General features: G+C 40.7%; 23 protein-coding genes. 1 reads left to right on the top strand and 22 read right to left on the bottom strand.

Annotation, left to right across the window (positions count from 1 at the left end):
• Positions 1–15: 15 nt before the first annotated feature.
• The 4 genes from IGI49_RS00210 to IGI49_RS00195 all read right to left on the bottom strand — a co-directional run bounded on the left by IGI49_RS00210 (position 16) and on the right by IGI49_RS00195 (position 5,339).
• The gene (locus IGI49_RS00210) at positions 16–2,154 is read right to left on the bottom strand and encodes a heavy metal translocating P-type ATPase (RefSeq protein WP_429964945.1); all 2,139 of its coding nucleotides are present in this window, start codon (positions 2,152–2,154) and stop codon (positions 16–18) included.
• A 39-nt stretch (positions 2,155–2,193) separates the two neighbouring features.
• Positions 2,194–2,403 (bottom strand): copper chaperone CopZ, encoded by a 210-nt coding sequence (gene copZ, locus IGI49_RS00205; protein WP_429962952.1) that lies wholly within the window; start codon positions 2,401–2,403, stop codon positions 2,194–2,196.
• A 255-nt stretch (positions 2,404–2,658) separates the two neighbouring features.
• Positions 2,659–3,120, bottom strand: a complete 462-nt coding sequence (locus IGI49_RS00200) for a CopY/TcrY family copper transport repressor (protein ID WP_429962951.1) — start codon at positions 3,118–3,120, stop codon at positions 2,659–2,661.
• Between the two features lie 164 nt (positions 3,121–3,284).
• Positions 3,285–5,339 carry a heavy metal translocating P-type ATPase gene (locus IGI49_RS00195; protein ID WP_429962950.1) on the bottom strand — a complete coding sequence of 685 codons (2,055 nt, stop codon included), beginning with the start codon at positions 5,337–5,339 and terminating at the stop codon, positions 3,285–3,287.
• 229 nt (positions 5,340–5,568) lie between these two features.
• Between IGI49_RS00195 and IGI49_RS00190 the strand changes: the two genes are divergently transcribed.
• Positions 5,569–5,913, top strand: coding sequence for a hypothetical protein (locus tag IGI49_RS00190; protein WP_429962949.1), 345 nt, complete (start codon positions 5,569–5,571; stop codon positions 5,911–5,913).
• Here IGI49_RS00190 and IGI49_RS00185 read toward each other — a convergent pair.
• The 18 genes from IGI49_RS00185 to IGI49_RS00100 all read right to left on the bottom strand — a co-directional run bounded on the left by IGI49_RS00185 (position 5,876) and on the right by IGI49_RS00100 (position 22,706).
• Positions 5,876–6,226, bottom strand: coding sequence for a DUF2200 domain-containing protein (locus IGI49_RS00185; protein WP_429962948.1), 351 nt, complete (start codon positions 6,224–6,226; stop codon positions 5,876–5,878). The genes IGI49_RS00190 and IGI49_RS00185 overlap by 38 nt on opposite strands.
• A 38-nt stretch (positions 6,227–6,264) precedes the next feature.
• Positions 6,265–7,587: an amidohydrolase gene (locus IGI49_RS00180; RefSeq protein ID WP_429962947.1), complete on the bottom strand. Its 1,323-nt coding sequence runs from the start codon at positions 7,585–7,587 to the stop codon at positions 6,265–6,267.
• Positions 7,571–9,310 (bottom strand): adenine deaminase C-terminal domain-containing protein, encoded by a 1,740-nt coding sequence (locus IGI49_RS00175; RefSeq protein ID WP_429962946.1) that lies wholly within the window; start codon positions 9,308–9,310, stop codon positions 7,571–7,573. Before IGI49_RS00175 ends, IGI49_RS00180 begins: the two co-directional genes overlap by 17 nt.
• Positions 9,311–9,468: 158 nt before the next feature.
• The gene (locus tag IGI49_RS00170; RefSeq protein ID WP_429962945.1) at positions 9,469–10,029 is read right to left on the bottom strand and encodes a YdeI/OmpD-associated family protein; all 561 of its coding nucleotides are present in this window, start codon (positions 10,027–10,029) and stop codon (positions 9,469–9,471) included.
• Positions 10,022–10,606: a flavin reductase family protein gene (locus tag IGI49_RS00165; protein WP_429962944.1), complete on the bottom strand. Its 585-nt coding sequence runs from the start codon at positions 10,604–10,606 to the stop codon at positions 10,022–10,024. The genes IGI49_RS00170 and IGI49_RS00165 overlap by 8 nt, the downstream gene beginning before the upstream one ends.
• Entirely contained in the window at positions 10,603–11,043 is a 441-nt protein-coding gene (locus IGI49_RS00160; protein ID WP_429962943.1) for a MarR family transcriptional regulator, read from the bottom strand. Before IGI49_RS00160 ends, IGI49_RS00165 begins: the two co-directional genes overlap by 4 nt.
• A 143-nt stretch (positions 11,044–11,186) precedes the next feature.
• On the bottom strand, positions 11,187–12,278 hold the full coding sequence (locus IGI49_RS00155; RefSeq protein ID WP_429962942.1) for an ABC transporter substrate-binding protein: 1,092 nt from the start codon (positions 12,276–12,278) through the stop codon (positions 11,187–11,189).
• Between the two features lie 14 nt (positions 12,279–12,292).
• Positions 12,293–13,324, bottom strand: a complete 1,032-nt coding sequence (locus IGI49_RS00150) for an ABC transporter ATP-binding protein (RefSeq protein WP_429962941.1) — start codon at positions 13,322–13,324, stop codon at positions 12,293–12,295.
• 298 nt (positions 13,325–13,622) lie between these two features.
• On the bottom strand, positions 13,623–14,402 hold the full coding sequence (locus IGI49_RS00145; protein ID WP_207705104.1) for an ABC transporter permease: 780 nt from the start codon (positions 14,400–14,402) through the stop codon (positions 13,623–13,625).
• Positions 14,395–15,228, bottom strand: coding sequence for an ABC transporter permease (locus IGI49_RS00140; protein WP_207705105.1), 834 nt, complete (start codon positions 15,226–15,228; stop codon positions 14,395–14,397). The genes IGI49_RS00145 and IGI49_RS00140 overlap by 8 nt, the downstream gene beginning before the upstream one ends.
• Before the next feature lie 359 nt (positions 15,229–15,587).
• Positions 15,588–15,734, bottom strand: a complete 147-nt coding sequence (locus tag IGI49_RS00135; RefSeq protein WP_429962940.1) for a hypothetical protein — start codon at positions 15,732–15,734, stop codon at positions 15,588–15,590.
• A gap of 2 nt (positions 15,735–15,736) precedes the next feature.
• Complete coding sequence (locus tag IGI49_RS00130) at positions 15,737–16,549, bottom strand: prohibitin family protein (RefSeq protein ID WP_429964944.1); 813 nt, start codon at positions 16,547–16,549, stop codon at positions 15,737–15,739.
• 207 nt (positions 16,550–16,756) lie between these two features.
• Positions 16,757–17,506 (bottom strand): ABC transporter permease, encoded by a 750-nt coding sequence (locus IGI49_RS00125; RefSeq protein WP_429962939.1) that lies wholly within the window; start codon positions 17,504–17,506, stop codon positions 16,757–16,759.
• Entirely contained in the window at positions 17,503–18,357 is an 855-nt protein-coding gene (locus tag IGI49_RS00120) for an ABC transporter ATP-binding protein (RefSeq protein ID WP_429962938.1), read from the bottom strand. Before IGI49_RS00120 ends, IGI49_RS00125 begins: the two co-directional genes overlap by 4 nt.
• A 177-nt stretch (positions 18,358–18,534) precedes the next feature.
• Complete coding sequence (locus IGI49_RS00115) at positions 18,535–19,530, bottom strand: LytTR family transcriptional regulator DNA-binding domain-containing protein (RefSeq protein WP_429962937.1); 996 nt, start codon at positions 19,528–19,530, stop codon at positions 18,535–18,537.
• 139 nt (positions 19,531–19,669) lie between these two features.
• Positions 19,670–20,968, bottom strand: a complete 1,299-nt coding sequence (gene asnS / locus IGI49_RS00110; RefSeq protein ID WP_429962936.1) for an asparagine--tRNA ligase — start codon at positions 20,966–20,968, stop codon at positions 19,670–19,672.
• 37 nt (positions 20,969–21,005) lie between these two features.
• On the bottom strand, positions 21,006–22,193 hold the full coding sequence (locus IGI49_RS00105; protein WP_429962935.1) for a pyridoxal phosphate-dependent aminotransferase: 1,188 nt from the start codon (positions 22,191–22,193) through the stop codon (positions 21,006–21,008).
• Between the two features lie 24 nt (positions 22,194–22,217).
• Complete coding sequence (locus IGI49_RS00100; RefSeq protein WP_429962934.1) at positions 22,218–22,706, bottom strand: DUF5590 domain-containing protein; 489 nt, start codon at positions 22,704–22,706, stop codon at positions 22,218–22,220.
• Positions 22,707–22,747 lie beyond the last annotated feature (41 nt).

The raw sequence follows: 22,747 nt of genomic DNA, 5'->3' as shown, positions 1-22,747 counted from the left end.
ATAATCCCTCCAAGTTTAGATTTTTTTCCGGTTCAAACTTAAGGAATTGATTAACACACTGACTGAACTAAAAGCCATCGCTGCTCCAGCAATGATCGGATTCAAAAATCCTAAGGCTGCAAATGGAATGCCAATAACATTGTATAGAAATGCCCAGAAAAGATTCTGCTTAATTTTATTCAAGGTTAATTTAGACAACTGAATACTTTGATTAATAGACGACAAATCACTATTCATCAGCGTTACATCAGCTGTTTCCATAGCAATATCCGTACCGCTGCCCATTGCTATTCCAATGTCTGCCAATGCTAAGGCTGGAGCATCATTGATTCCATCTCCGACCATGCCAACTAGTTCATTGGTTTGATGCAGCTGTTGAACAACCTCAGCCTTGTTTTGCGGTAAAACTTCTGCCACAATTTCATCTGGGGTTAGTCCCACCTGTCGACCAATAAAACCGGCTGCTCGCTGATTATCACCAGTGACCATTTTGACTTTTATGCCATTGTTTTTCAATTCTTGTATTGCCGCTTTCGAGCTTTGCTTGATCTGGTCACTTACCGCAATCGCAGCTAGAACCTTTTGGCTGTCCGCTAAGAACATGACCGTTTTGCCTTCAGCTTCTAAATCCAACATTTTTTCCCATTCTGTCAGAGCTAGATCTCGTGCAGCAATTCCTCGTTTTGAACCGACAAAATACTGTTCACTATTTATTTCACCAACTATTCCCAAACCTGTCAAACTTTCGAACTTGCTAACGGGTAAAAGAGTGGTTTGTTCCTTACCGAAAGCGACGATTGCTTTAGCCAGTGGATGCTCCGATTGGTTCTCCAAGCTGGTTAAAATTGCTAATGCTTCGGAATTACTGCTCTCTAAATCTGTTACCGCCGGCTTCCCTTCAGTGATAGTACCGGTTTTATCTAAAATAATTGTCGATAAATGAGCGATTTTTTCCAACGCACCGCCGCCTTTAATCAAGATCCCATTTTTAGCACCTAAACCTGTTCCTACCATTATGGCTGTTGGAGTTGCTAAGCCTAGGGCACAAGGACAAGCAATAACTAAGACCGAAACACTGTGGACGATAGCCTGCTGCCAGTCTCCCGTAATCAGTCCTGTTGCGATTAAGGTGATTAGAGCAACACCTAGGACGGTTGGCACAAAAACTTTTGAGATACGGTCAGCAATTTGCTGAATCGGTGCCTTTTGTCCCTGGGCATCCTCTACCATCCGAATGATACGAGAGAGCACTGTCATGCTGCCAACTTGGGTTGCTTTTAGCTGAATCGTTCCAGTAGTATTCATGGTTCCACCAAAAACGGAATCTTCCAATTTCTTATCCACTGGTAAGCTTTCACCGGTCAACATACTTTCATCAATGGTAGTCTGACCAGCAACAATCAAGCCGTCCACCGGAATTTGTTCACCAGGTCGGACAAATACGATATCATCCACCACAACATCCTCTACAGGAACTGTCACTTCTTTTCCATCCCGCAAGATGGACGCTGTTTTAGCCTGTAGAGCCATCAAGTGTTTGATTGCTTCACTGGTTTTTGTTTTAGCCTTCTGCTCCAAGTATTTTCCTAATAGAATCAGGGTAATGATCATTGCACTGCTTTCAAAATAAAGATCGGAATTATGTGGATTAAAGAACCCATTATAAATACTTAAGGCATATGCCGCTGAAGTTCCCATCGCCACTAAAACATCCATGTTGGGCGCTTTGGTTTTCAAGGCATGATACGCTCCCTGATAAAAACGCCAACCAATCCCGAATTGTACTGGAGTCACTAAAATCAGTTGGACCCATGGAATATGGAAGAAATGCACCCAACCGGCATGACTTCCCAGCAGCATTGCAATCATCGAGACCATCAGCGGTGCCGTTAATAAGGCACTTACAATCAGATCTCGCTTCATTTTGTTTAAATAGCGTGCCTTTTCTTCAGCAATTTTCTGCTTGTGGGCATCATCAAAAAGAATCGCTCCATAGCCAATATTTTCAACTCGTTGAATAATTTGCTCAGAGGTCAAGTTATCCGCAAACTGAACAGTCGCTTTTTCAGTTGCTAAGTTAACAGTCGCCTCAACTACCCCCGGGGTTTCTTTTAGTTCCTTTTCCACCCGGGCAGAGCAGTTGGCACAGGTCATGCCCGTGATTACATAAGTTTCAACTGTAGCTTCAGACAATTAAACCACCTCAGTATCAAAACCTGCTGCGGTAACTTTTTCCGCAATTTGCTGCGCATTGATTTGGCTTTCGTCAAATTTCACAACGCCTTCGTTCTTCTTCAGGTTAATTTTGACCTTTTCAATTCCTGGTAATTCATTCACTGCCTTTTCAACTGTTGCTACACAATGGTTACAGCTCATTCCGTTAATCGCAAATTTTTGTTTCATGATGTTTATCCCCTTTTTTGTTTTTATTTTCACTTCGCATACTATTCCACTAAGTCGTTTTATTGGTGAGTGGGTTGTGCTTGGCTCTAGTTACTCTTTTACTCTTGTCACTGTCAGAAGTGGAACTGGCAGCTTATTCATACTAAGGTAATCATTTTTCTCTGAAAAATGAGTTTTATTTTCATACCGCATCCCATTCCACTATGTTGTTCTATTAGCGCATAGTCTATACTTTGTTTTACTTGCTCTTTTACTTTAGTCACTGCCAGAAGTGGAACTGGCATGATGTTTGCACTCACATTGGCCGGGTATGCAATTACACTGAATACTGGCAACTGGTTGTTTATCGGCTAATTGCTGTTGGATAAAAGCAATGTCTTTTTCAGTTAAGTCGGCTTGTTCAATCAATTCACCAATGGTATGACCGATTCGTTTGGCACAGATGTGAGAAAAAAGATTCTCGGTCGCACTTTGAACCGTTTCTGCCTCACTAACGTTTGGATGATAAATATACTTTTTGCCTTCTTGTTCGGTACGTAATGCTTCCTTTTTAACTAAACGACCAAGCAAGGTTTTGATTGTTGCAGGCTTCCAATCCTTACTTTCACCTAAGACCTCAATAATTTCTTGCGCCGTAGCTGACTGCAATGTCCAGACGACTCGCATGATTTCCCACTCGGAATCGCTGATTTTTACTGGCTCTAACGTCACAGACATGTTGGGCCTCCTTTCCGATTACATTTGTAATTACAAACATAGTTTACATTTGTAATTGGAAAAGGTCAAGCAATATGTCTAAAAAATAGTGAACTTTTTTCTACTTATCAAAAAAAGCAGCCGAGGGATTTTGTCGCCCTCAACTGCCTCTAAATACTTTTCTATTATTTTCCACTAGTCAAACAACGCATCGCATTCAATACTGCTAAAACTGTTACACCAACATCCGCAAAAACAGCAGCACCCATGGAAGCAAGTCCTAACGCGCCTAAGATTAAAACAAAGACCTTGATTCCAATGGCAAAAATTATATTCTGTTTTACAATCCGCATAGTTTTGCGGGCGATTTTGATTGCTGTTGGAATTTTGGCAGGCTGGTCATCCATAATTACCACATCCGAAGCTTCAATCGCTGCATCGCTGCCTAAACCGCCCATAGCAATTCCTAAATCAGTTCTAGCAAGAACCGGAGCATCATTCATTCCGTCACCTACAAAGGCCACCTTTTGATTCAACAGCTTTTCTAATTGCGTTACTTTATCTGCTGGCAATAGTTCGCTATACACTTTATCGATCCCAATCTCGCTGCCGATCGCTTCAGCAATCGTGCGGTTATCTCCAGTGAGCATCACTGTTTGCTTAATGCCCGCCTGTCTCAATTGAATCATCGTTTCAGCGACACCGGATTTCAGCTCATCCGCAATTAGAAGATAGCCTACATATTGCTGATCAATTGCTACATAAATGATCGTGCCTATTTCATTAACGGGCCCAAAAGCTACCCCTGCCTGTTTCAACAATTTCGTATTTCCGACTAAGTATTGTTGTCCATCAACTGTTGCCTCAATTCCGTAACCCGCTCGTTCTTCTAAAGCAGTAACTGGCAATAATGGTGCTTGATTCGCTCTCAAGATTGATTGAGCAATCGGATGGCTTGAGTTTTGTTCTACACTGGCCACACCTTGCAGAAATTTTTTCTGATCCATCGTTGTTTCCATTTTTTGAATTGCAAATACACCCTTGGTCAAGGTTCCTGTCTTATCAAAAACTACCGTGTCAATTGTTGCTAGTCGTTCAATATAGTTACTTCCCTTGATCAGAATTCCAGCCTTACTAGCACCGCCAATACCGCCAAAAAAGCTTAACGGAACAGAAATAACTAAGGCACAAGGGCAAGATATAACCAAGAAAGTTAGTGCTCGGTATACCCACATTTGAAAAGGTTCGTTCAGAATCATTGGTGGAACAACTGCCAAAAGAACAGCCAATCCTACTACAATTGGTGTGTAGTAACGAGCAAAACTAGTGATAAAGTTTTCAGCCGGCGCTTTTTTGCTGCTGGCATTTTCCACTAGATCCAAAATTTTATTTACAGTGGATTCACCAAAAGTGGTAGTTGTTTTAACTGTTAAACGACCACTTTGGTTCACAAAACCACTTAAAATTTCTTCCCCGACGATTACTTTTCTAGGAACAGCTTCTCCTGTTAAAGCTGACGTATCCACAAAGGATTGTCCATCAATGACCTTGCCATCCAAAGGTACTCGCTCGCCAGGATTAACAACAATCGTCTCTCCAACCTTGATACTTTCGGGAGCTACTTTTTCTACTTGACCATCAATTAAACGATTGGCATAGTCAGGACGAATTTCCAATAACGCACTAATTGATTTTCGGGAACGGTTAACAGCATAATCTTGGAAAAACTCGCCTATTTGGTAAAAGAGCATGACACCTACAGCTTCTGGATATTCTCCAATTGCTAGAGCACCAATCGTGGCGACCGACATCAAAAAATTTTCATCAAAGACTCGCCCTTTTAAAATATTGGTTGCAGCTGTTTTCAGCACATCCCAACCAATCCATACATAAACCGCTAAATAAGCCGCAAATTTCCAAGGCATTGCTGGATCAAGCAGTACTAAGGCCAACGTAGCAATCAACGCCACAGTAATCTGAATAATTTTCCCAGTCTGGCTTTCTTCTTTCTTTGGAGCAGTTAAATCCTTCATTTCAACATCCGGCTCGAATTGATGGACTGTTTTTTCAGCCTCGTCGCAAATTCGCGACATTTCCTTTTCCGGTGCTTCAATAATCATTTTGGTTGTCATAAAATCAATAGTTGCTCGTTTAACCCCATTAATTTCTTGTACTGCATGTTCGATCTTTGATGCGCAATGAGCACAATCTAAACCGTCTAAGCGATACGTCTTTTCCATGATTCGTCCCTTCTTCCCAAAACACATGAATACTTCTTCATAGATAATTATATATGATCACAAATTCATATGTCAACCGAATCAACCAACTCTCTCTTGAAATAAAAAATTTAGATCTTATTTGATCAATTTACTGAGAAAGTGTTTAAAAATTCTGATTTCAGTAGATTACGATACTATACTATATTGAGGAATTAGTGAGTGATTGAACAAGAAAAGAGGACTGATTGTGACTATAAAAGAAATTAGAAAAATTAAGCTTGTGGCAGATTGGCTGTTGGTTGCCTATATCTATTCTGTATTTTCAGCAGCGACTAGAGGGAGCGGTTATTTTGCGGTTAATTTAAGTTTGTTAATAGGCAGTGTCCTTTTAAGAGATTTGCTGCCAAAAGAATATCGCTTTGGCGGAACTTTTCTCAAAAAAGGAAATCGTTGGATGGAATTTATAATCGAGGCAATCTTAATACTTAGCATTGCTTTTGTGTTAATTGAACTACTTAAAAAAAAGCGACCCTATCTCAATAGGATCGCTTCACTCAGTCTCGTAAAATCTTCTCCATCTTTTTCCCTTTAGTCAGCTCATCAACCAGCTTGTCTAAATAGCGGATTTCCCGCATTAAAGGATCCTCAATTTCTTCTACTCTTACGCCGCAAATGACACCTTTAATCAATTCGCGGGATGGATTCATCGCAGGTGCTTCTGCAAAGAAAGTTCTGAAATCAACCTTGGCTTCCAATTGAGCTTCCAATTCTTCCTGACTATAGCCCGTTAACCAGCGAAAAATTTCGTCGACTTCCGCTTTGGTACGATTTTTCTTCTCTGCTTTAATTACATAATGAGGATACACACTTGCTACACTCATGGTGAAAATACGATGCTCTGTCATAAACTCCTCCAGATAATTATTTTCTTTAGTTTACATGATTAAACTTCTGAAGCCTTGCGTTTAGCTTGCGCTACAAACTCGTCCATTTGCTGGTAAAGGGCCGCTCGCAATACTTGAACATCGCGTAAAACCAGCTGCTTTCCTTTAACCAACTGTTGTCCGTTCACCCATACATCTGATACGTTGCTGGCATTTGCTGAATAAACCAGTGCAGAGTAGGCATCAAAAATTGGAAACATAGTGACTGACTGCGTTTCAACTAAAGTAAGATCGGCTTTTTTTCCAACCTCCAAGGAACCAACTTGATTAAACAAACCCAATGTCTTAGCGCCACCTGCTGTGGCTATCTGGACAATTTCTTTCGCTGGAAAAGCGCCACGATCAGCTAAATGTGTCTTATGAAAATTAGCAAACATTCGCATCTGGGTAAACAGATCCAAAGTATTGCCGCTGCTTGGCCCATCTGTACCTAAGCCTACTGTTAATTGGTGTTCTAGCATCCCGCGGACAGGTGCCACTCCTTTAGCAGATTTAGTGTTAGCACCAATACAATGGGCAATTCGTACGTTGTCTTTGTATTCCTTCACTAGTTCCATATCTTCCTCAGTCATAAAAATACAGTGAGCCATAATAAACTCTTGGTCAAGGTAGCCTAGTTCGTGGAGAAAAGCGATGGGCGTCTGCTGATACTTTTCAGTAAATTCCTCCATCTCATAGGTCATTTCCTCAACATGCATAGTAATCGGTACATTATATTTACGACTCAAGGCAGCAATGGCCTCCAAGGTTTTTAAATCATTAGTATTGGGCGCATGAGGAGCAATCACTGGCGTAATCATTTCGTGCCCCTGCCATTTTTGAATGAATGACTCACAGTAAGCTAATGCATCTGCTGAATCTTTAGCATCACAGGTAGCCATATCAATAATCGTCTCACCCAACAAAGCTCGAACCTTCATCGCTTCAGCAGCCTGTGCTACTTCATCTTCAAAATAGTACATATCGCAAAAAGCTGTCACACCACTCAACAGCATCTCAGCCATTGCATATTCCGCTGACGCTCGCACCAACTTCGGCGTCATCACCTGCTCCAAAGGGAATAGAAAACGACGTAACCGATCCGGAACATCATCTCCTAATGATCGGAACGGAATCATACCCGTGTGAGTGTGGGTGTTAATCATGCCAGGTAACAAAATACCTTTTTGACCATCGAGAACTTCATCCGCCTGCGGCAATGAATCGCTCATCGGCCCCAATTGACTGATGCGGTTTTCTTCTATTAAAAGATAGCCATGCTTGTATTCCGTCCACTCCTCATCCATCGTGAGGATATGGACATTTTTAACGAGCTGCTTCATTAGTTAACACTCCATCTTCCGGAAAAACCAAAGGATAGAAGGTTTGATTTTTCGTATCCATCATGCCCTTGTCAGTAACCTTAATGGCTGGAGAAACCGGTAATGACAAAGTAGAGAACGACATAATTTCGTTCATATTTTCGTACCCTAATGCTTGCATGGCTGATCGAACCTGCTGCAAATCATACCCTAGTTCACTGACTGGTGCTTGAGACAAGATTCCACCGATTGGCAGTGGACAAGTAGCTGTGACTTTCCCATCTTCAACTACCACATAACCACCTTGCATCTCCAGCAGCTTATGTTGAGCCGCTAAAATAGATGCTTGGTCATTTCCCATTACCATCAAGTTGTGATGATCATGGGCCCAAGTAGTCGCGATGGCACCTTTCGCTTTGATCGGTTGATCCATTAGTGCGTAAGCAATATTCCCATTGATTCCGTAACGCTCCATCACCATCAACAAGCTGCACTTGGCTGCATCCAAATCAAGAACGCCGTTTACTACTGGAATTTCTTTGACAATCGGTTGAGTGAACGTTCCAATTACTTGTTTCTGAATCACATTGCAGCGAACCGTATCCTTTTCCGTTTGAACCCTCAGCTGCAAATCGTCTTTCGTTAACTGACGACAACGAACACTTTGTTGATAGTGGGCCGGGAAGTTTTCAACGACTTCTGGATGATGGAATGCATCGCCCTGTTGATAAACCTGTTCACCAGATTTGTAAACAGCTGCGATATCAAAATCAGCTAAATTATCCAGCAAGATGAAATCAGCCATTCTACCTGGAGCGATCATGCCGCGGTCATTCAAGCTCATACGACGTGCTGGCGTGTAAGTGGTCATATAGATCGCTTGTTCCATTGGCAAACCGCTGGCAACAGCCTTTTTCAGATTCTCATTCAAATGACCGTTCAACAGATCATCCGCCATAATATCGTCGGTAATAATGCAGGCAAAGTCATACATCTGGTGTTCATTGATAACCGCCATATTCTCCGGAGTGATGGATTTATTTTGAAATTGAATAAACAAACCAGCTGCGATTTTTTCCAATAAGTGCTCAGGAAATTGATGCGTATGATCAGAGGTGATCCCACTGTATAAAAAGTCAGCTAATTCCTGATCATAGATTTTAGGAATGTGCCCTTCCAAAGGCATGGTTGGCCGTTCCTTTTTACATAAAGCAATAATCTCTGCAATTAAGGAATCGGGTTCATAGGCAATTCCCTTAAAATTCATCGCTTCCCCCAGACAAATGACTCGCGGATTCTTTAGCAGCTCTTTTACTTCTGGCAAGCCGATCATTCCACCCGTTGTTTCCAGTTCGGGAGTGGTAGAAGGTACCGACGACGGAATTGCGTGGAAAATATCCAGCCGGGTTTTTGCTGCCATAAAATGCTTTAGACCCTCTAAGCCAAATACATTAGCCATTTCGTGTGCATCAGCAACTACCGTCGTTACGCCATAACGCATCACAGCCTCCGAGAAGATGGTCGGTGTAGTCATGGAACTCTCAATATGCATGTGGATATCCAGCAAACCAGGAATCATGTACTGATTTTCAGCATTGATAATACTATCACTGGAAAGTTGGTTTAAATCAGAAGAACTGATGTAATAAAACTTGTTACCCTTAATGGCAACATTTTGTTTGGTGAATGTCCGAGTTGGTGTTTGAAATACTTGAGCATTTTTAATGATCTTGTCTACTTGCATGAATGTTTTCCCCTAATCCTTCTTTTCTTTCCCTCATTTTAGCAAACCAAATCAGCCTTGCCAAAAGGTATTTTGCTTTTTAAGCAATAAAAAACTCGTTGGGAACTATTGCAGGTATTTCCCAACGAGCTGAACTTATTTATCTTTCATTGCTTGAGTTACATCGGCTTCAAATTCTGATTCAAACGATCCACCATCCAAGCCAGTCGTTTTTCCCGACCAGCATCTGTTTTAGCATCAAGGTACGCTCGGGTGTAGGTTTTCTTCACAGAAGCTGACATGGCTTCAAAGTTCATACGGGCCGGTTCATATTCTTTCAGCAAATCCGCCACCATCACAATATTTTCTTCTGTGATTTGTGGTGCTTTAGGTTTATCCCATTGACCATTTTCCTTGGCTTCATTGATTTTAGCTCTGCCAAGTTCTGTCATCTTCCCTTGCTCCTCCAACTTTTTGACCAGTTTCTTGTTCTTTTCCGACCACTTGCTGTTGGCTCGGCGACAGGCAAAATATTTCTTATAGGAGTGGTCATCCAGGCTCTTCATCTGTCCATCAATCCAGCCGTAGCACAACGCTTCCTCCAGTGCATCATTAGCAGAAAGTGTTGCGGGACCACCTTTTTTTCCAAAAAGCAGCCAGACCCCTTCGCTAGTGGTTCCGTTCTCTGCTAACCAAGTACGGAATTCACCTCTGTCTCTAAATGTAAGAAGATTATTCATTCGCCTTTCCACCTATTCCTTTCATTGGTTCTCCCCATTTTCCTGGAGTAGTTCCATCCCAATTGAAATACGATTGTCTAATGGATTGGACAGGCAGGATCTTCTGCATCCGTTGCTCTTCAGTCAAAGTCTCATCACAAATATACTCATCTGCTAATACATTTCGAATTTTACACAAGAAGATATCGCCTCCATCTAGTACAATCGAACGATCCACTTCCAGTTCATAGATCCAAGGACTTTTTGCAAGAACTGGCACATCTAAAACTCGTCCTTTTTCAATCTCTATTGGAATATCCATCTTATCCATAGCATAGCCATTCGTATTGCCAAGGTAATCAGCAATCGGCAGCAGCTCCTCGGAGACAAGACTAGCAGAAAAGATCTTGTTTGCTCGAATCCGATCCTTAGTCAATTTTTCATCTGCGATACAGGCCATCACGCCCATTTCCTGGTCGAAATAGTAGCTAAACCAGCTGAATAATCCAAAATTGGGTGTCCCATCCTCCTTTGTTGTGCCGTACACAAACAACGTTTGGGGACAGAAGTGATTAGAGATGTCGATTGATTTTTTCATAGCTTTTGCTCCTTTTCGATAAGATTAGACAATATTTTTTGCAAATCCTTCTCAAAGGCTCTAACCTCTGCTTCTGAAAAGTCTGCATAATAAACATCATTCATTTCCTGTGAAATTTTATTGTATTCATCATTTAATTTACGTGCTGTGTCTGTTAATGAAATACGAATTTTCCGTTTATCCATTTGATCAGATACTCGTTTAATCAGGTTGGCCTGCTCCATTCGTTCCAGCATACTAGTTAAGGTTGTTTTAGCTAAACTCGTTTTTCGTGACAATTCAACAATTGAAATGTCGTCCTCTTGCCACAAAACATATAAAATTCGCCCCTGTGCACCATTGAATTCCTCCACTCCTGCATTCGTCAGCATTTTCTCAAAAATACGCCCGCTGATTTGTGTAATTTGAGTCATTAAGAAGCCATCTTGCGTTTCCATAATTATGCGTTCACCTCTGCTTTATTAAATAGTACTATATAGTACTATTTTACACAAACCTTTTTTATGATTTAGTTAACCTCTACAATTGATACAAAAAAACTAGCTCTACCATGATGGTATGAACTAGTTTTTCAGATTGTTTAGTTATTCATTGTACGGTTCCATTGGTCAATCCAGTTAGGCAGATTTTTGTTGATCATTTTGAAATCAACTGCTTCTGAACGGTCAGCAATTGCTCCATAAGTTTTATTTTCTGCTTCTGCTTCAGTCAACTTAACATCTTTGTTCGTTGGACCTTCGTTCAATGATAGAGCTTTCGCCTTTTGTGATTCTTCACTGATACGGTGGTTCACGAATGCTAGTGCAAGGTCTTTATTTTCTGTTTCTTTTGGAATATTTACTGTGTTGTAATTTGCGTATGTGCCTGATTCAGGAACAACGTATTCAACATTTTCAGAAGCACCCTTGATGATGTCTACTGCAAAGTCTGCTACTACAGCTACTTCAATCTCACCAGACTGGAACATGTTTGCCAGGTCGGAAGATTTAGAGTAAGTTTTTACTACGTTTGGTTTCAGTTCTTCCATTGCTTTAAAGGCTGCTTCACCATTGTCAGAAGCAATATCTTTACCTGCATGGTCGCTTGCTACGTAGAGCATTAATGGTCCTGCTGTTACAGTGATATCTGGAACTGAAATTTTTCCTTTTAATTCATCGCTCCAAAGATCATCCCAGCTAGTAATTTCCTTGCCAACTTTTTCTTTGTCATACACGATACCGATACTGTTTACTGCGATTGGCACACCCGCACCGCTTTCGTACACTTCCTTCGCACCATCGGTTAAGTTTGCTAAGTTAGGTACGTCTTTTTCAGTAATATCCAAGAACATATCATCTTGGTTTCCTTCTGTTGAATTGTTTTGAGCCAATTCAATGACATCTACACCTGATTTCGGATTGTTTTTCAGTTTAGTGAACCGGTCAGCACTATTGCCGACTTCTAACGTAACCTTCGCATCATTTTCCTTTGAAAATGGATCCATGATGTCTTTTTTCACGATGTCTTCACTTAAACCAAAAGTAGAAACTACCAATGATTTACTGCCGGTACTTGAGCTGTTGTCATCTGAGCTTCCTGTACTGCCGCCACCATTGTTTGCTGCGCTGTTGCCGCACGCTGCCAAGGCAATACTTGTTACTGCCACCATACCTACTAAAAATTTCTTTTTCATCCTTTTAGCTCCTTTTATTTTTCTAAAATGACTAATTTTTCAGCAGGGAAGCTCAGCGCAATGCTGTCCCCTGTTTGAAACACTTGTTGGTCACTGCCGTTAACCAGCAGCTTGCCTAATGATGATTCTACTTCGTATTGATGGCTCTTGCCTAAGAAGGTCCGAACGCTGATTTTGCCTTTAATCGGTCCATCGGGCTTAATTTCGATGTCTTCAGGACGAATTGTCGCTACCGCTTTTTCGTTGGTTCCTTGAGACAGCTTACTAGAAACACTTGTTCCATCAGCGGTTGTATACGTTCCATCGGCATTCTTGGTTACTTCAAAAAAGTTTTCAAATCCGATAAAATGAGCCACAAATTGCGTCTTAGGTAAACGATAAATGTTTTCTGGCGTATCGTATTGTTCAATTACGCCCCCATTCATAATTGCAACCTTGTCAGAAATAGAAAAGCACTCTTCCTGATCGTGAGTTACGAAGACTGTTGTAATACCTAATTGGCGCTGGATTCGTTTGATTTCGATTCGCATTGCTACCCGTAATTTTGCATCCAAATTACTTAGTGGTTCATCTAATAGTAAAAGCTTTGGTTCAATAATCAACGCCCGGGCCAAAGCTACTCGCTGACGTTGACCACCGGAAAGCTGTTTAGGATAGCGATCTCCTAAATCTTCCAGTCCACAAATTTTCAACATATCAGCAACTTTTTGATCCATAATTTCTTTTTTCTCTTTACGCAATTTCAATCCAAAGGCTACATTTTCCGCAATGGTTAAATGTGGGAACAATGCATAGCTTTGAAACACCATACCAAAATTTCGTTTATGAACGGGAACCTTGGTTAAATTATCATTATCCAAAATAAAATCGCCATCGTTGGGTTGAATCAAACCGGCAATTACTCGTAAAGTCGTTGTTTTCCCACAACCACTTGGTCCCAGCAAAGAAACTAGTTCACCCTTGTCCATGGAAATATTTAAATCTTTTAGAATATCTTGCTTGCCGTCATAGCTGACACGAATGTCGCTTAATTCTACAAATGACACGATAGTTTCGCTCCTTGTTTATTCTTAATTTGTTAACAGTAACAGCGATTGTAGTGAGTACAAATACCGTTCTGCTAAGTAGTTTTTCTTAGCAAGGCTTAGCTTATATGCTTCTAGCCTTTGATATACTGTGAAAAGCAAAACTGGCAGCTAACTCACGATTAAGGAAGTAATTTTTCTATGGAAAATTACTTTGATTTTCGTACGCTTACCATTCTGCTAAGTAGATTTATCCTAGCAAATCTCCAAAACAAAATTCTCCATATAACTTGAACAACTGTGAAAAGCAGAACTGGCACTAAACTATTGATGCCAATCCTAGCGTCCGTTCAATTAGGAACATCAAACCAATTGTCAGAAGCATCAGCATGACTGAAATCGCAGAAACAGTTGGGTCATAGTTGTATTCCATGTAGCTTAGTAATGATGTTGGCAGCATCGTAACTCCTGGGCCAGATAAGAACATCGACACCGGCACATTATTAAAGGAATTAACAAACGCCAACATAAAAGAAGCAAAAATACCGGACGAAACATTCGGCAGCACAATTTGAACAAATGCTCGAAATCTCGTACAGCCCAATGTCCAGGCAACTTCCTCCATTGAATAATCCAACTGGTCCATGCTAGAACCGACTACCCGAATAATGTACGGCAAGCTAATTAGAAAGTGTCCCATCAGCAGGCCTTGGAAGACTGGCAAACCTAATGAAACAACAATAAACTGGAACAAAGTATAACCAACAACGATTCCAGGAATCACAGTGGGTGATAAGAAGAAGCTTTTAATTAAGCTGCGGCCTTTCATTGGGAAGCGTGCCAAAGCATAAGAAGCTGGCACACCGACTAACAAAGCCAAAAAAGTTGCCAGAACACCGATCAATAAGCTTAGCCTAAAACTACTCATGATTGATTCATTGGATAAGGCATTGGCATACCAATCTAGTGTGAAGCCCTTAATTGGAAATTGGATGGCCGCTGCTGTACCGAAGGAGGTAATCCCAATTAAGACTAACGGTAAAAATAGAAATGCGAATACTAAGATCGCAATGACAGTCATTCCTTTTTGTCTACGCATTATGAAACTCTCTCCTATCCACTTGTTTAGCAATGAAATTCAAGACCTTCATAACCACTAAGGTCGTAACAATCATAATCAAAGCAATTACAGCTACGCCATTCCAATCCCCTAAAGTGGCTGCTCGCTGATACAAGAAGGTCGACATCAGCATTTTCTGATTCCCACCTAATAGCTGCGGCGTAGTGTAGGCTGTTAATGTGCCAGTAAATACAAGAATACTTCCCACAATTGCTCCCGGAATAGATAACGGCAGCACAATTTTCATAAAGGCCGTAAATGGTGAAGCTCCCAGTGTTTCAGCAGCCTCAAGCATCTCACCTTCAATATTCTCCATGACCCCAACTAACGTCATTACCATGGTTGGCAAAAATAAATACACCGAGCCGATAATAATGGCAAACTCTGTGTATAGCAGATTCAATGGTTGTTCAATTAATCCACTCTTCAGTAATAGGCTGTTCAAGACGCCGTTTTTCCCTAAGATATTGATCCAGGCAAAACTTCGAATAACCGAGTTAGTCAATAGAGGAAACAGGGTCATCGCCATTAAAATTCCACGCCACTTTTTGTTCAACCCAGCAATAAAATACGCGGTAGGAATCCCAAAAACTAATGAAGCGACGGTTACAATACTTGACACACGGATGGTACGCCAGAAAATCCCCCGATTGTACTCATCTTGGAAAAAAGATACATAATTGCCTAATCCACCATTTTCTGGTAGAAAGCTTGGAAAAATACTTGCCACTAAAGGAAGAATCAAAAAGAACACCAGTAGGACAAATCCCGGTAAAAGGATGAAATAAGGAACATTTTTCTTCATTTTAAACTCCTCGTTCGTTTTTAACATAGATGTAGTATATACGATTTTTTTCGTGTGGACAATACAATCTTGCTAATAAAAATATTTTCGAGGTAATATAGTCAAAAAGCTGCATTATTCGATTCTTTTTTGACTACTTTAGTCAGATACACATAATCACCATTTTAATTGGACATTGTCTCACTAAATTAATGTTCGTGTTTTACCCGTTTCCAGAATGTTGAATATTTTATTGATAAAAAAAAGATCAAAAGAACAGATTCGTCTTTTGATCACTCTAATTACAGCTATACTATTTTTCTTCTATTAAATAGCTTTCCAGCTTTGGAATGCTAACCTCTTCTGAATAACTCAGCTTTTTAAAAGTCTTGCCACTTATCTGGATCATCTTCCTTCTCTTCATCACTTTTCTTTGTATCCTTTTTAATGAAAAAAAAGTAAATAATATAGGATGCACCCCCAGCTAAAATCAAGGCAATCAGAATTTTACTAATAAAAAAGCCCATGATTACTCACCTTGTTGCGTTACAACTGTATCTGTTCCGTTAACTGTAACCCAACCATGTTTCTTTCTAGCCTGAGCTTCTTCATAGCGGATTAGTTCATCAGTCACCGATTCAGCAATTTTTTGGTTCGCTGCAGCCTCAGCTTCGGCTGCTTTAGTCTTTTTATAAGCTTCACTATCAGCTTGAGTTTTAGCTGTTTCTGCATCAAGCTTGGCTTTTTCGTTTTCTTGGCCGGCACGAATAATAGCATCAATGGATTTTTGGGTTTCCGGATCGACGTCAGGAACACCTAGGGTTACATCTTCTACTTCAAAACCCTTTCCTTCTACTGATTTTGCAAAATTCGTCAGTACCTCAGCTTCCACCTTAGAGGACTCGCCGGAAAGAATATCTAGTAAACTGTATTTTGCATAGACTTCTCGAGAAACCTTTTGGAGTTTTGATTTTAACCAGCCATTTTCGATATCCGTACTGGTAATATTTCCAAATTCCTTATACATTTTCGCAGCCTTAGTTGAATCTACCTTGTAATCGTATTTAATATTGATGGAGGTTTTCTTGCCATCACTAGTTGACACCGAAACATTTTCAGCCTGAATCGTCTGTAGGCGAATCGGGTATTGAATGACCTTGTCGATACCAACAAACTTCACCCCTTGTGTCAGGGCCTGATCTTTGATTCCACCGTTCATTGAGTAGCGAACACCCACGTATCCGTTATCAATTCTCTCGAAGAATTTTAAAGCCGCAACAACGCCCACTACGACAACAACCAAAAAGATTATTATCCCCTTAAATCCTTTTGAATTTTTCATTTCAGTCATTTTTGGTTTTTTATCTTGTTTCATTTAAGAATCCCCTTTACTCCCCAATATATAAAAAATGGTCATCGCAACAGCTTACGATGACGTAATTTGAGAATACCATAAATTGCTTTAAAGAAGAATACTATTTTGTGAAAAACAAAACAGAGAACGAATAGTTTACGATAGCTCTTTTATAAAATCATTTATTTTTCGCCCTTACTCTCCATCCAACCCATTCTTTTTATAGGCATAGATAAACACTCCAAAGCTAACCACCAACCAAGCAATTAAAACGAGAATATCTTTACTGTTCCATTGATAACCATCACCAGAAAATGCCTGATCAGCAAATTGACTGATTACGCCTGAATAAACGTAGCTGACTACCTTTGCCAAGGTAGGATTAAAAATACGAAACATCGGTGCTAGGGTAAGCGATAGTAAAATTGGCATGCCAATCAGACTTGATTGCATTTGGCCTTTAGCATAAATACCGATAACATAACCGATCAAAATACTAATTAGACTACCCACCGTAGTTAGTATCAGATAGGCACCTAACTGGATTTCTCCAAACGAAGCACCACTGACAGGTATTAACAGAAGATTAACGATTATCAGGATCATTAATGAAGGCAGCATACTACCGATAAAAAATTCTGCTCCATTTACTGATGAAGTCATTAATACGCGCAGAGTATTTTTCTCTTTTTCTTCGGCTAGTGGATGACTGCTCATCATGATACCACCCATAATAATATTAAACATCAGTCCAAAGCTTAGCAAAAATGAATCTTTAGAGAAGTGCATTCCACCTTCTGTGGCGTCCACCTCCGGCATCATTGCCTTCATCACTATGACAAAACCGATCGCCATAAAAGGAGCAACCATAATACTCATATTGCGTACGATCGACTGCAGCTTCATCACGAAGATGGCATCGATTTTTCTAATGGATAATTTCATACTAGTTCCCTCCCAGTTACTTCTAAAAAGACTTTTTCTAGCGTTGGTTCGCAGGAATGAATGGCTGCCAGGCTGTCTTCTGCCAGCCATTGATCAATTTTAGCTCTCGTTTCATTCGAATGAGCCAAGGTTAGCTCCTTCCCATTCTTCAATGTTATCTGATAGAACTTGTCACGATTGAATTTTAGACACAGCTCTTTTGGACTGCCACTCTCCACAATGAGTCCGTCATTCAGTAAAGCGACTTGATCACATAATTTAGCGGCTTCTTCCATATTATGAGTGGTTAAAAAGATGGCTGTTCCTTTTTGCTTTAATTCCAACAGTAATTGATAGACTGCTTCTGAGGTACTGGGATCAAGTCCGCTGGTTGGTTCATCCAAGAATAGAACCTTGGGCTCGTGTAAAATGGCTCGGGCTAAAACTAAACGTTGCTTCATCCCTTTTGACAGCTTACCAGCCAGCTTTTTCTTGTGCTCCAACAAGCCGACCTTTTGCAGCAGCAGCTCAACGCGTTTTTTATCAATTCCCAATATCCGAGCGAAAAAGCTCAGATTTTGATAAACGCTCATCTTCTCATATAACCCGCTGTTGTCAGTAATGATGCCGATTTGCTGGTAGATCGTCTCATTGATTTGTTCAACCGGTTTCCCTAAGACTGAGGCTTTGCCGGCACTTTGAGTAAGCTGTCCAGTCAATATTTTGATGGTTGTGGTTTTCCCTGCTCCTGATGGGCCTAAGAATCCAAAAATTTCACCTGGTTGTACAGAAAAGCTTAAGTCTTTTAAGGCTGTTTCCTTTCTAAATTGTTTTGCTAAATGATCCACTTGAATCACGGATGAATTTTCCATGCTGATTCTGCTCCTTCACTAGTATCAATTAAGCAGTCGCTGTTTTCGACTTCTCTAACACCTATCTTAGCGAAGGAAATGGAAAAAGACGTAAAAAACGGGCGAATTGTACTCCATTTCGCCCCAAATGTACGAAATACAGGCTGAAAATAAGCAATTCCAACCTGAATTGTACCTTTATCCTTCAATTAATTGCTTCATTTCCTCCAAACGAGTTCGAGATAACGGAAGCTTGTTAGTAGAGTTTCCTTTCAGAATAAGCGTATAACTATTTTTAGAATAGCTGATTAGTTCAGAAATTCTTTGCAGATTTACCAGATACGAGCGGTGACAACGGAAGAAACCAAAGTGTGCCAGCTTCTCTTCTAACTCAGTCATTGTTAAGACTGAAGGAAAATATTCTTCCCCAATGCGAATATTGCTGACACTATTAATACTTTCAATATAGTCAATTTCATTGGGACTGAAAAAGATAGTTTTGTCAGCTAATTTGCACGCGACTTTAAAAACATTCCTTGGCTGTAAATGGTGGCTTTCATTCTCTGATGTGGAGGGTGAATCTTCCGAAACCAAATCAGTTTTTTCTAGTCCAATAGTTCGTTGATAGCGATAAATATCTTTACTTAGCAATAACAACTCTTCAATATAGTAAGCAGTGAAAAGAGTCGCTATTTCTTGTTGGCGAATATATTCTAAGGCTCTTAAATACAGTTCGATTCCCTCATCAGTCAAATTCGTTAAGGGACTCTCAATGAGCAGCACCTGAGGCTGAAATAAAAATAGTCGGAATAAGCTAACTCGCTTTTTTTGATCTGGATTCAGTAGTTTCACCTTCGTTTGCCAAACATCCAGCAACGAGAAGGCTTCTATTTGCGGCTCCAAATTTACAGGATAATTGGCTATCTTTTTGAAAAACTTTAAATAGCCGCTGACAGTTAGATTCTCATACAACCCATCATCCTTCATTTCTGAAAGCAGTCCTGTTGTCTGACATTCAACGGTACCACTGGAGGGTGCCACTTTCCCTGTGATTAATTTAAACAATAGTTGACTTTCTTCATGGGTCATTTTGATGCCGACTTGATCATTCTTGTTGAGGGTCAAGCTAATATTTTTCAGAATGAACTGATTGTTTTTTTGTTTCATTACATTTTCGAGGTTAATTAAGTTCAACGTATCTCCACTTCCAATAATTTGTTTTTCTCATTATACCTGATTTTTTTGCCAAATAAGCGAAAAAAATTATCTTGCTGCATGCAGCGTTTGATAGACAGTAAAAAAGGCTAGGCAAGTTTGCCTAACCTTAAGCTGCTTATGGATAAATCCGGTTCAACAGACGTGGGAATGGACTTGCTTCACGTACGTGTTCGATTCCTGCAAGGAAGGTAATTGTACGTTCTAAACCAAGACCAAAACCAGAATGAGGAACGCTGCCGTATCTGCGTAAATCTAAATACCATGAGTATTCTTCTTCGTCCAGACCAGCTTCACGAATTTGTTCTAGCAAGTATTCATAATCCGTTGCCCGTTCAGAGCCGCCGATAATTTCGCCGTAGCCTTCTGGAGCAATCATATCTGCACAAATGACCAGATCTTCTCTAGTTGGATGTGGCTTCATGTAGAATGGTTTGATTGCCTTTGGATAATTCAAAATAAAGACTGGACGGTCAAAGGAATTGGCGATAAAGGTTTCGTGAGGAGAACCAAAATCATCTCCCCATTCAATATCCTCAAAACCATTTTCTTTCAATAATTCCACAGCATCATCATAAGAAATACGTGGATAAGGTAATTGGGTATAGCGTTTCAAGACTTCTTTGTCACGACCTAAGACGTCTAATGAGTATTCACAGTTATCTAAAACACTTTGTACCAGGTAAGCCACGTATTGCTCCTGAACTTCTAAGCTTTCCTCCTGGTGCATGAAGGCCATTTCTGGTTCAATCATCCAGAATTCGATCAAATGACGGCGAGTTTTAGATTTCTCTGCTCGGAAGGTTGGTCCGAATGAGAAGACTTTCCCCAATGCCATAGCAGCAGCTTCCATATAAAGCTGACCGCTTTGTGACAAGTAAGCTTTTTGATCAAAATAATTGGTTTCAAACAGGTCGGTGGTTCCTTCTGGAGCGGATCCAGTTAGAATTGGCGGATCAATTTTGACAAAACCATTGTTGTTAAAGAATTCATAGGTCGCACGAATGATTTCGTTGCGGATCAGCATGATTGCGTGCTGCTGAGAAGAACGCAACCATAAGTGACGATGATCCATTAAGAAGTCAACGCCGTGTTCTTTCGGTGTAATTGGATAATCATGACTTTCGCCAACGACTTCAATTGATTTGACACCTAACTCATAGCCAAATTTGGAACGAGTATCCTCACGTATTTCACCCGTGACCCAAACAGAGGTTTCTTGGGTTAAATCTTTGGCAAGCTGGAAGAGTTCCTCGCCAACCTCGTTTTTTACAACCACCGCTTGAAAATAAGCAGTTCCGTCACGAAGCTGCAGGAAAGAAATCTTTCCGCTAGAGCGCTTGTTGGCTACCCAAGCACCAATTTTTACGGTCTCGCCAACATGGTTTTTGGCATCAATAATTTGAATCTGTTTCACAAACGTCTCTCCTATCTTTTATCCCGAACCGTCTTTTTTACTTTTGACTATTTTCGATGAAACGTCGAATGCGAACCACTGCTTCTTCTAGATCCTCTAGGCTGCTGGAGTAGCTCATGCGAACATTTTCCGGTGCTCCAAAGCCTTCACCTGTCACAAGGGCAACATGCTCTTGTTCTAATAGGTCATTTACCCAAGTAGTTACGTTATCGTAGCCACCAAACTCCATAGCCCCTTTAATGTTAGGGAACAAATAGAAAGCCCCCTGTGGTTTCTTCAGCTCAAAGCCTGGCAATGCCGCAACCTTCGGATAAATTGTGTTCAAGCGTTCTTCAAAAGCGATGCGCATTTCACGAACAGTTGATTGATCTCCCAGTAAAGCTTCAAGTGCTGCAACCTGACTGACAGCGGTTGGATTACTTGTTGATTGGGAAACAATATCGGACATGCCTGTGATGATCTCTGCATTCCCAATCGCATACCCAATTCGCCAACCGGTCATTGCGAAGGTTTTAGAAACACCATTGATAATAATGGTTTGTTTTGCAATCTCGTCAGATAATGACGCCATATACGGCGCATGCTTGCCATTATAAACCAACCGTGCATAGATATCATCGGAAACGATCAGGATATCCTTTTCTACCGCCCATTCGCCGATTGCTCGCAATTCATCCTCAGTATAGATCATTCCTGTTGGATTAGAAGGAGAGTTCAGCAAAATAGCCTGAGTTTTATCGGTTAATGCTTCATCTAGCTGTTCTACTGTAATTTTATAATCGTTTTCCTGTTTAGTTTCCACCAAAACAGGGACGCCTTCAGCTAGTTTAACCTGCTCACCATAGCTTACCCAGTAAGGAACCGGAATAATTACTTCATCACCGGCATCCAAAATTGTTTGGAACAACGCGTACAAAGCGAATTTCGCTCCGCTGGTAACAATGACCTGGTTTGCTTCAAGATCCAAGCCATAATCGCGCTTAGTTACTTTAATGATCGCATCCTTTAATTCAGGAGTACCGCCGGCAGCCGTATAGAAGCTGACTTTTCCACTTTTAATAGCCTCGATCGCTGCTTCTTCAATATTGTCTGGTGTAGTGAAGTCAGGTTCGCCGACCGTCAATCCAATCACATTGTATCCTTTTGCTTTTAGTTCTCTTACTTTTGCGGTTGCCGCTAATGTTACTGATGATTCTAGGTTCTGCACACGTTTTGATAATTTCATCGCCATAACTCCCCTACCAAGTTTTTAACTAACGTTTTGTATTTCTTCACCGTCTTCAAAGGAAAACAGGTAATAACTGATGGCACCCTCTTGATCCTTGCCAGTAATTTCCCAGACCGGTTGATCTTTGAATTTGCCAAGATTGGCTTTTTCAATCATGATCTCCGGATGAGCGGCTTGCATTTGCTTCGTCACAGCGTCTTCTGTCAAACCATCGGCAGCGTCTATTACCTGGATATTTTTTCCGGACTTAGGAATAATCACGACAATTTCTTTTCCAGACTGATCCTCACCAGTAACAGTAAAGTACGTCTGATCGCGATTAAACCAATAGAAATTCTCTACCGTTTCAAGGTTAGCATGTTGCTTAGCTAAGTCGACTGCTTCTTTCTTCGCTTGCTGCATCGGACGGTTGGAACGGATAAACAAAATTGTTCCCGACACAATGATAATCAGCAGTATAGCAACTAAGCCGATGATCCATTTATTTACTTTTGATCTCCATGTATCCAAAAAGCATAACTCCTTTCAGATAAGCCCCATTATACCAAAAG

Origin of the sequence: Enterococcus sp. AZ071, assembly GCF_050499065.1 — a bacterium.
Classification (GTDB): Bacteria; Bacillota; Bacilli; order Lactobacillales; family Enterococcaceae; genus Enterococcus_A; species Enterococcus_A ferrettii.
This window is presented reverse-complemented; position numbering and strand designations above follow the sequence as displayed.

Coding starts and splice junctions, on each gene's coding strand:
- IGI49_RS00210 (WP_429964945.1), bottom strand. CDS start 2,154: ATGACCTGTGCCAACTGCTCTGCCCGGGTGGAAAAGGAACTAAAAGAA.
- copZ (WP_429962952.1), bottom strand. CDS start 2,403: ATGAAACAAAAATTTGCGATTAACGGAATGAGCTGTAACCATTGTGTA.
- IGI49_RS00200 (WP_429962951.1), bottom strand. CDS start 3,120: ATGTCTGTGACGTTAGAGCCAGTAAAAATCAGCGATTCCGAGTGGGAA.
- IGI49_RS00195 (WP_429962950.1), bottom strand. CDS start 5,339: ATGGAAAAGACGTATCGCTTAGACGGTTTAGATTGTGCTCATTGCGCA.
- IGI49_RS00185 (WP_429962948.1), bottom strand. CDS start 6,226: ATGACAGAGCATCGTATTTTCACCATGAGTGTAGCAAGTGTGTATCCT.
- IGI49_RS00180 (WP_429962947.1), bottom strand. CDS start 7,587: ATGAAGCAGCTCGTTAAAAATGTCCATATCCTCACGATGGATGAGGAG.
- IGI49_RS00175 (WP_429962946.1), bottom strand. CDS start 9,310: ATGCAAGTAGACAAGATCATTAAAAATGCTCAAGTATTTCAAACACCA.
- IGI49_RS00170 (WP_429962945.1), bottom strand. CDS start 10,029: ATGAATAATCTTCTTACATTTAGAGACAGAGGTGAATTCCGTACTTGG.
- IGI49_RS00165 (WP_429962944.1), bottom strand. CDS start 10,606: ATGAAAAAATCAATCGACATCTCTAATCACTTCTGTCCCCAAACGTTG.
- IGI49_RS00160 (WP_429962943.1), bottom strand. CDS start 11,043: ATGGAAACGCAAGATGGCTTCTTAATGACTCAAATTACACAAATCAGC.
- IGI49_RS00155 (WP_429962942.1), bottom strand. CDS start 12,278: ATGAAAAAGAAATTTTTAGTAGGTATGGTGGCAGTAACAAGTATTGCC.
- IGI49_RS00145 (WP_207705104.1), bottom strand. CDS start 14,402: ATGCGTAGACAAAAAGGAATGACTGTCATTGCGATCTTAGTATTCGCA.
- IGI49_RS00140 (WP_207705105.1), bottom strand. CDS start 15,228: ATGAAGAAAAATGTTCCTTATTTCATCCTTTTACCGGGATTTGTCCTA.
- IGI49_RS00135 (WP_429962940.1), bottom strand. CDS start 15,734: ATGGGCTTTTTTATTAGTAAAATTCTGATTGCCTTGATTTTAGCTGGG.
- IGI49_RS00130 (WP_429964944.1), bottom strand. CDS start 16,549: ATGAAAAATTCAAAAGGATTTAAGGGGATAATAATCTTTTTGGTTGTT.
- IGI49_RS00125 (WP_429962939.1), bottom strand. CDS start 17,506: ATGAAATTATCCATTAGAAAAATCGATGCCATCTTCGTGATGAAGCTG.
- IGI49_RS00120 (WP_429962938.1), bottom strand. CDS start 18,357: ATGGAAAATTCATCCGTGATTCAAGTGGATCATTTAGCAAAACAATTT.
- IGI49_RS00105 (WP_429962935.1), bottom strand. CDS start 22,193: ATGAAATTATCAAAACGTGTGCAGAACCTAGAATCATCAGTAACATTA.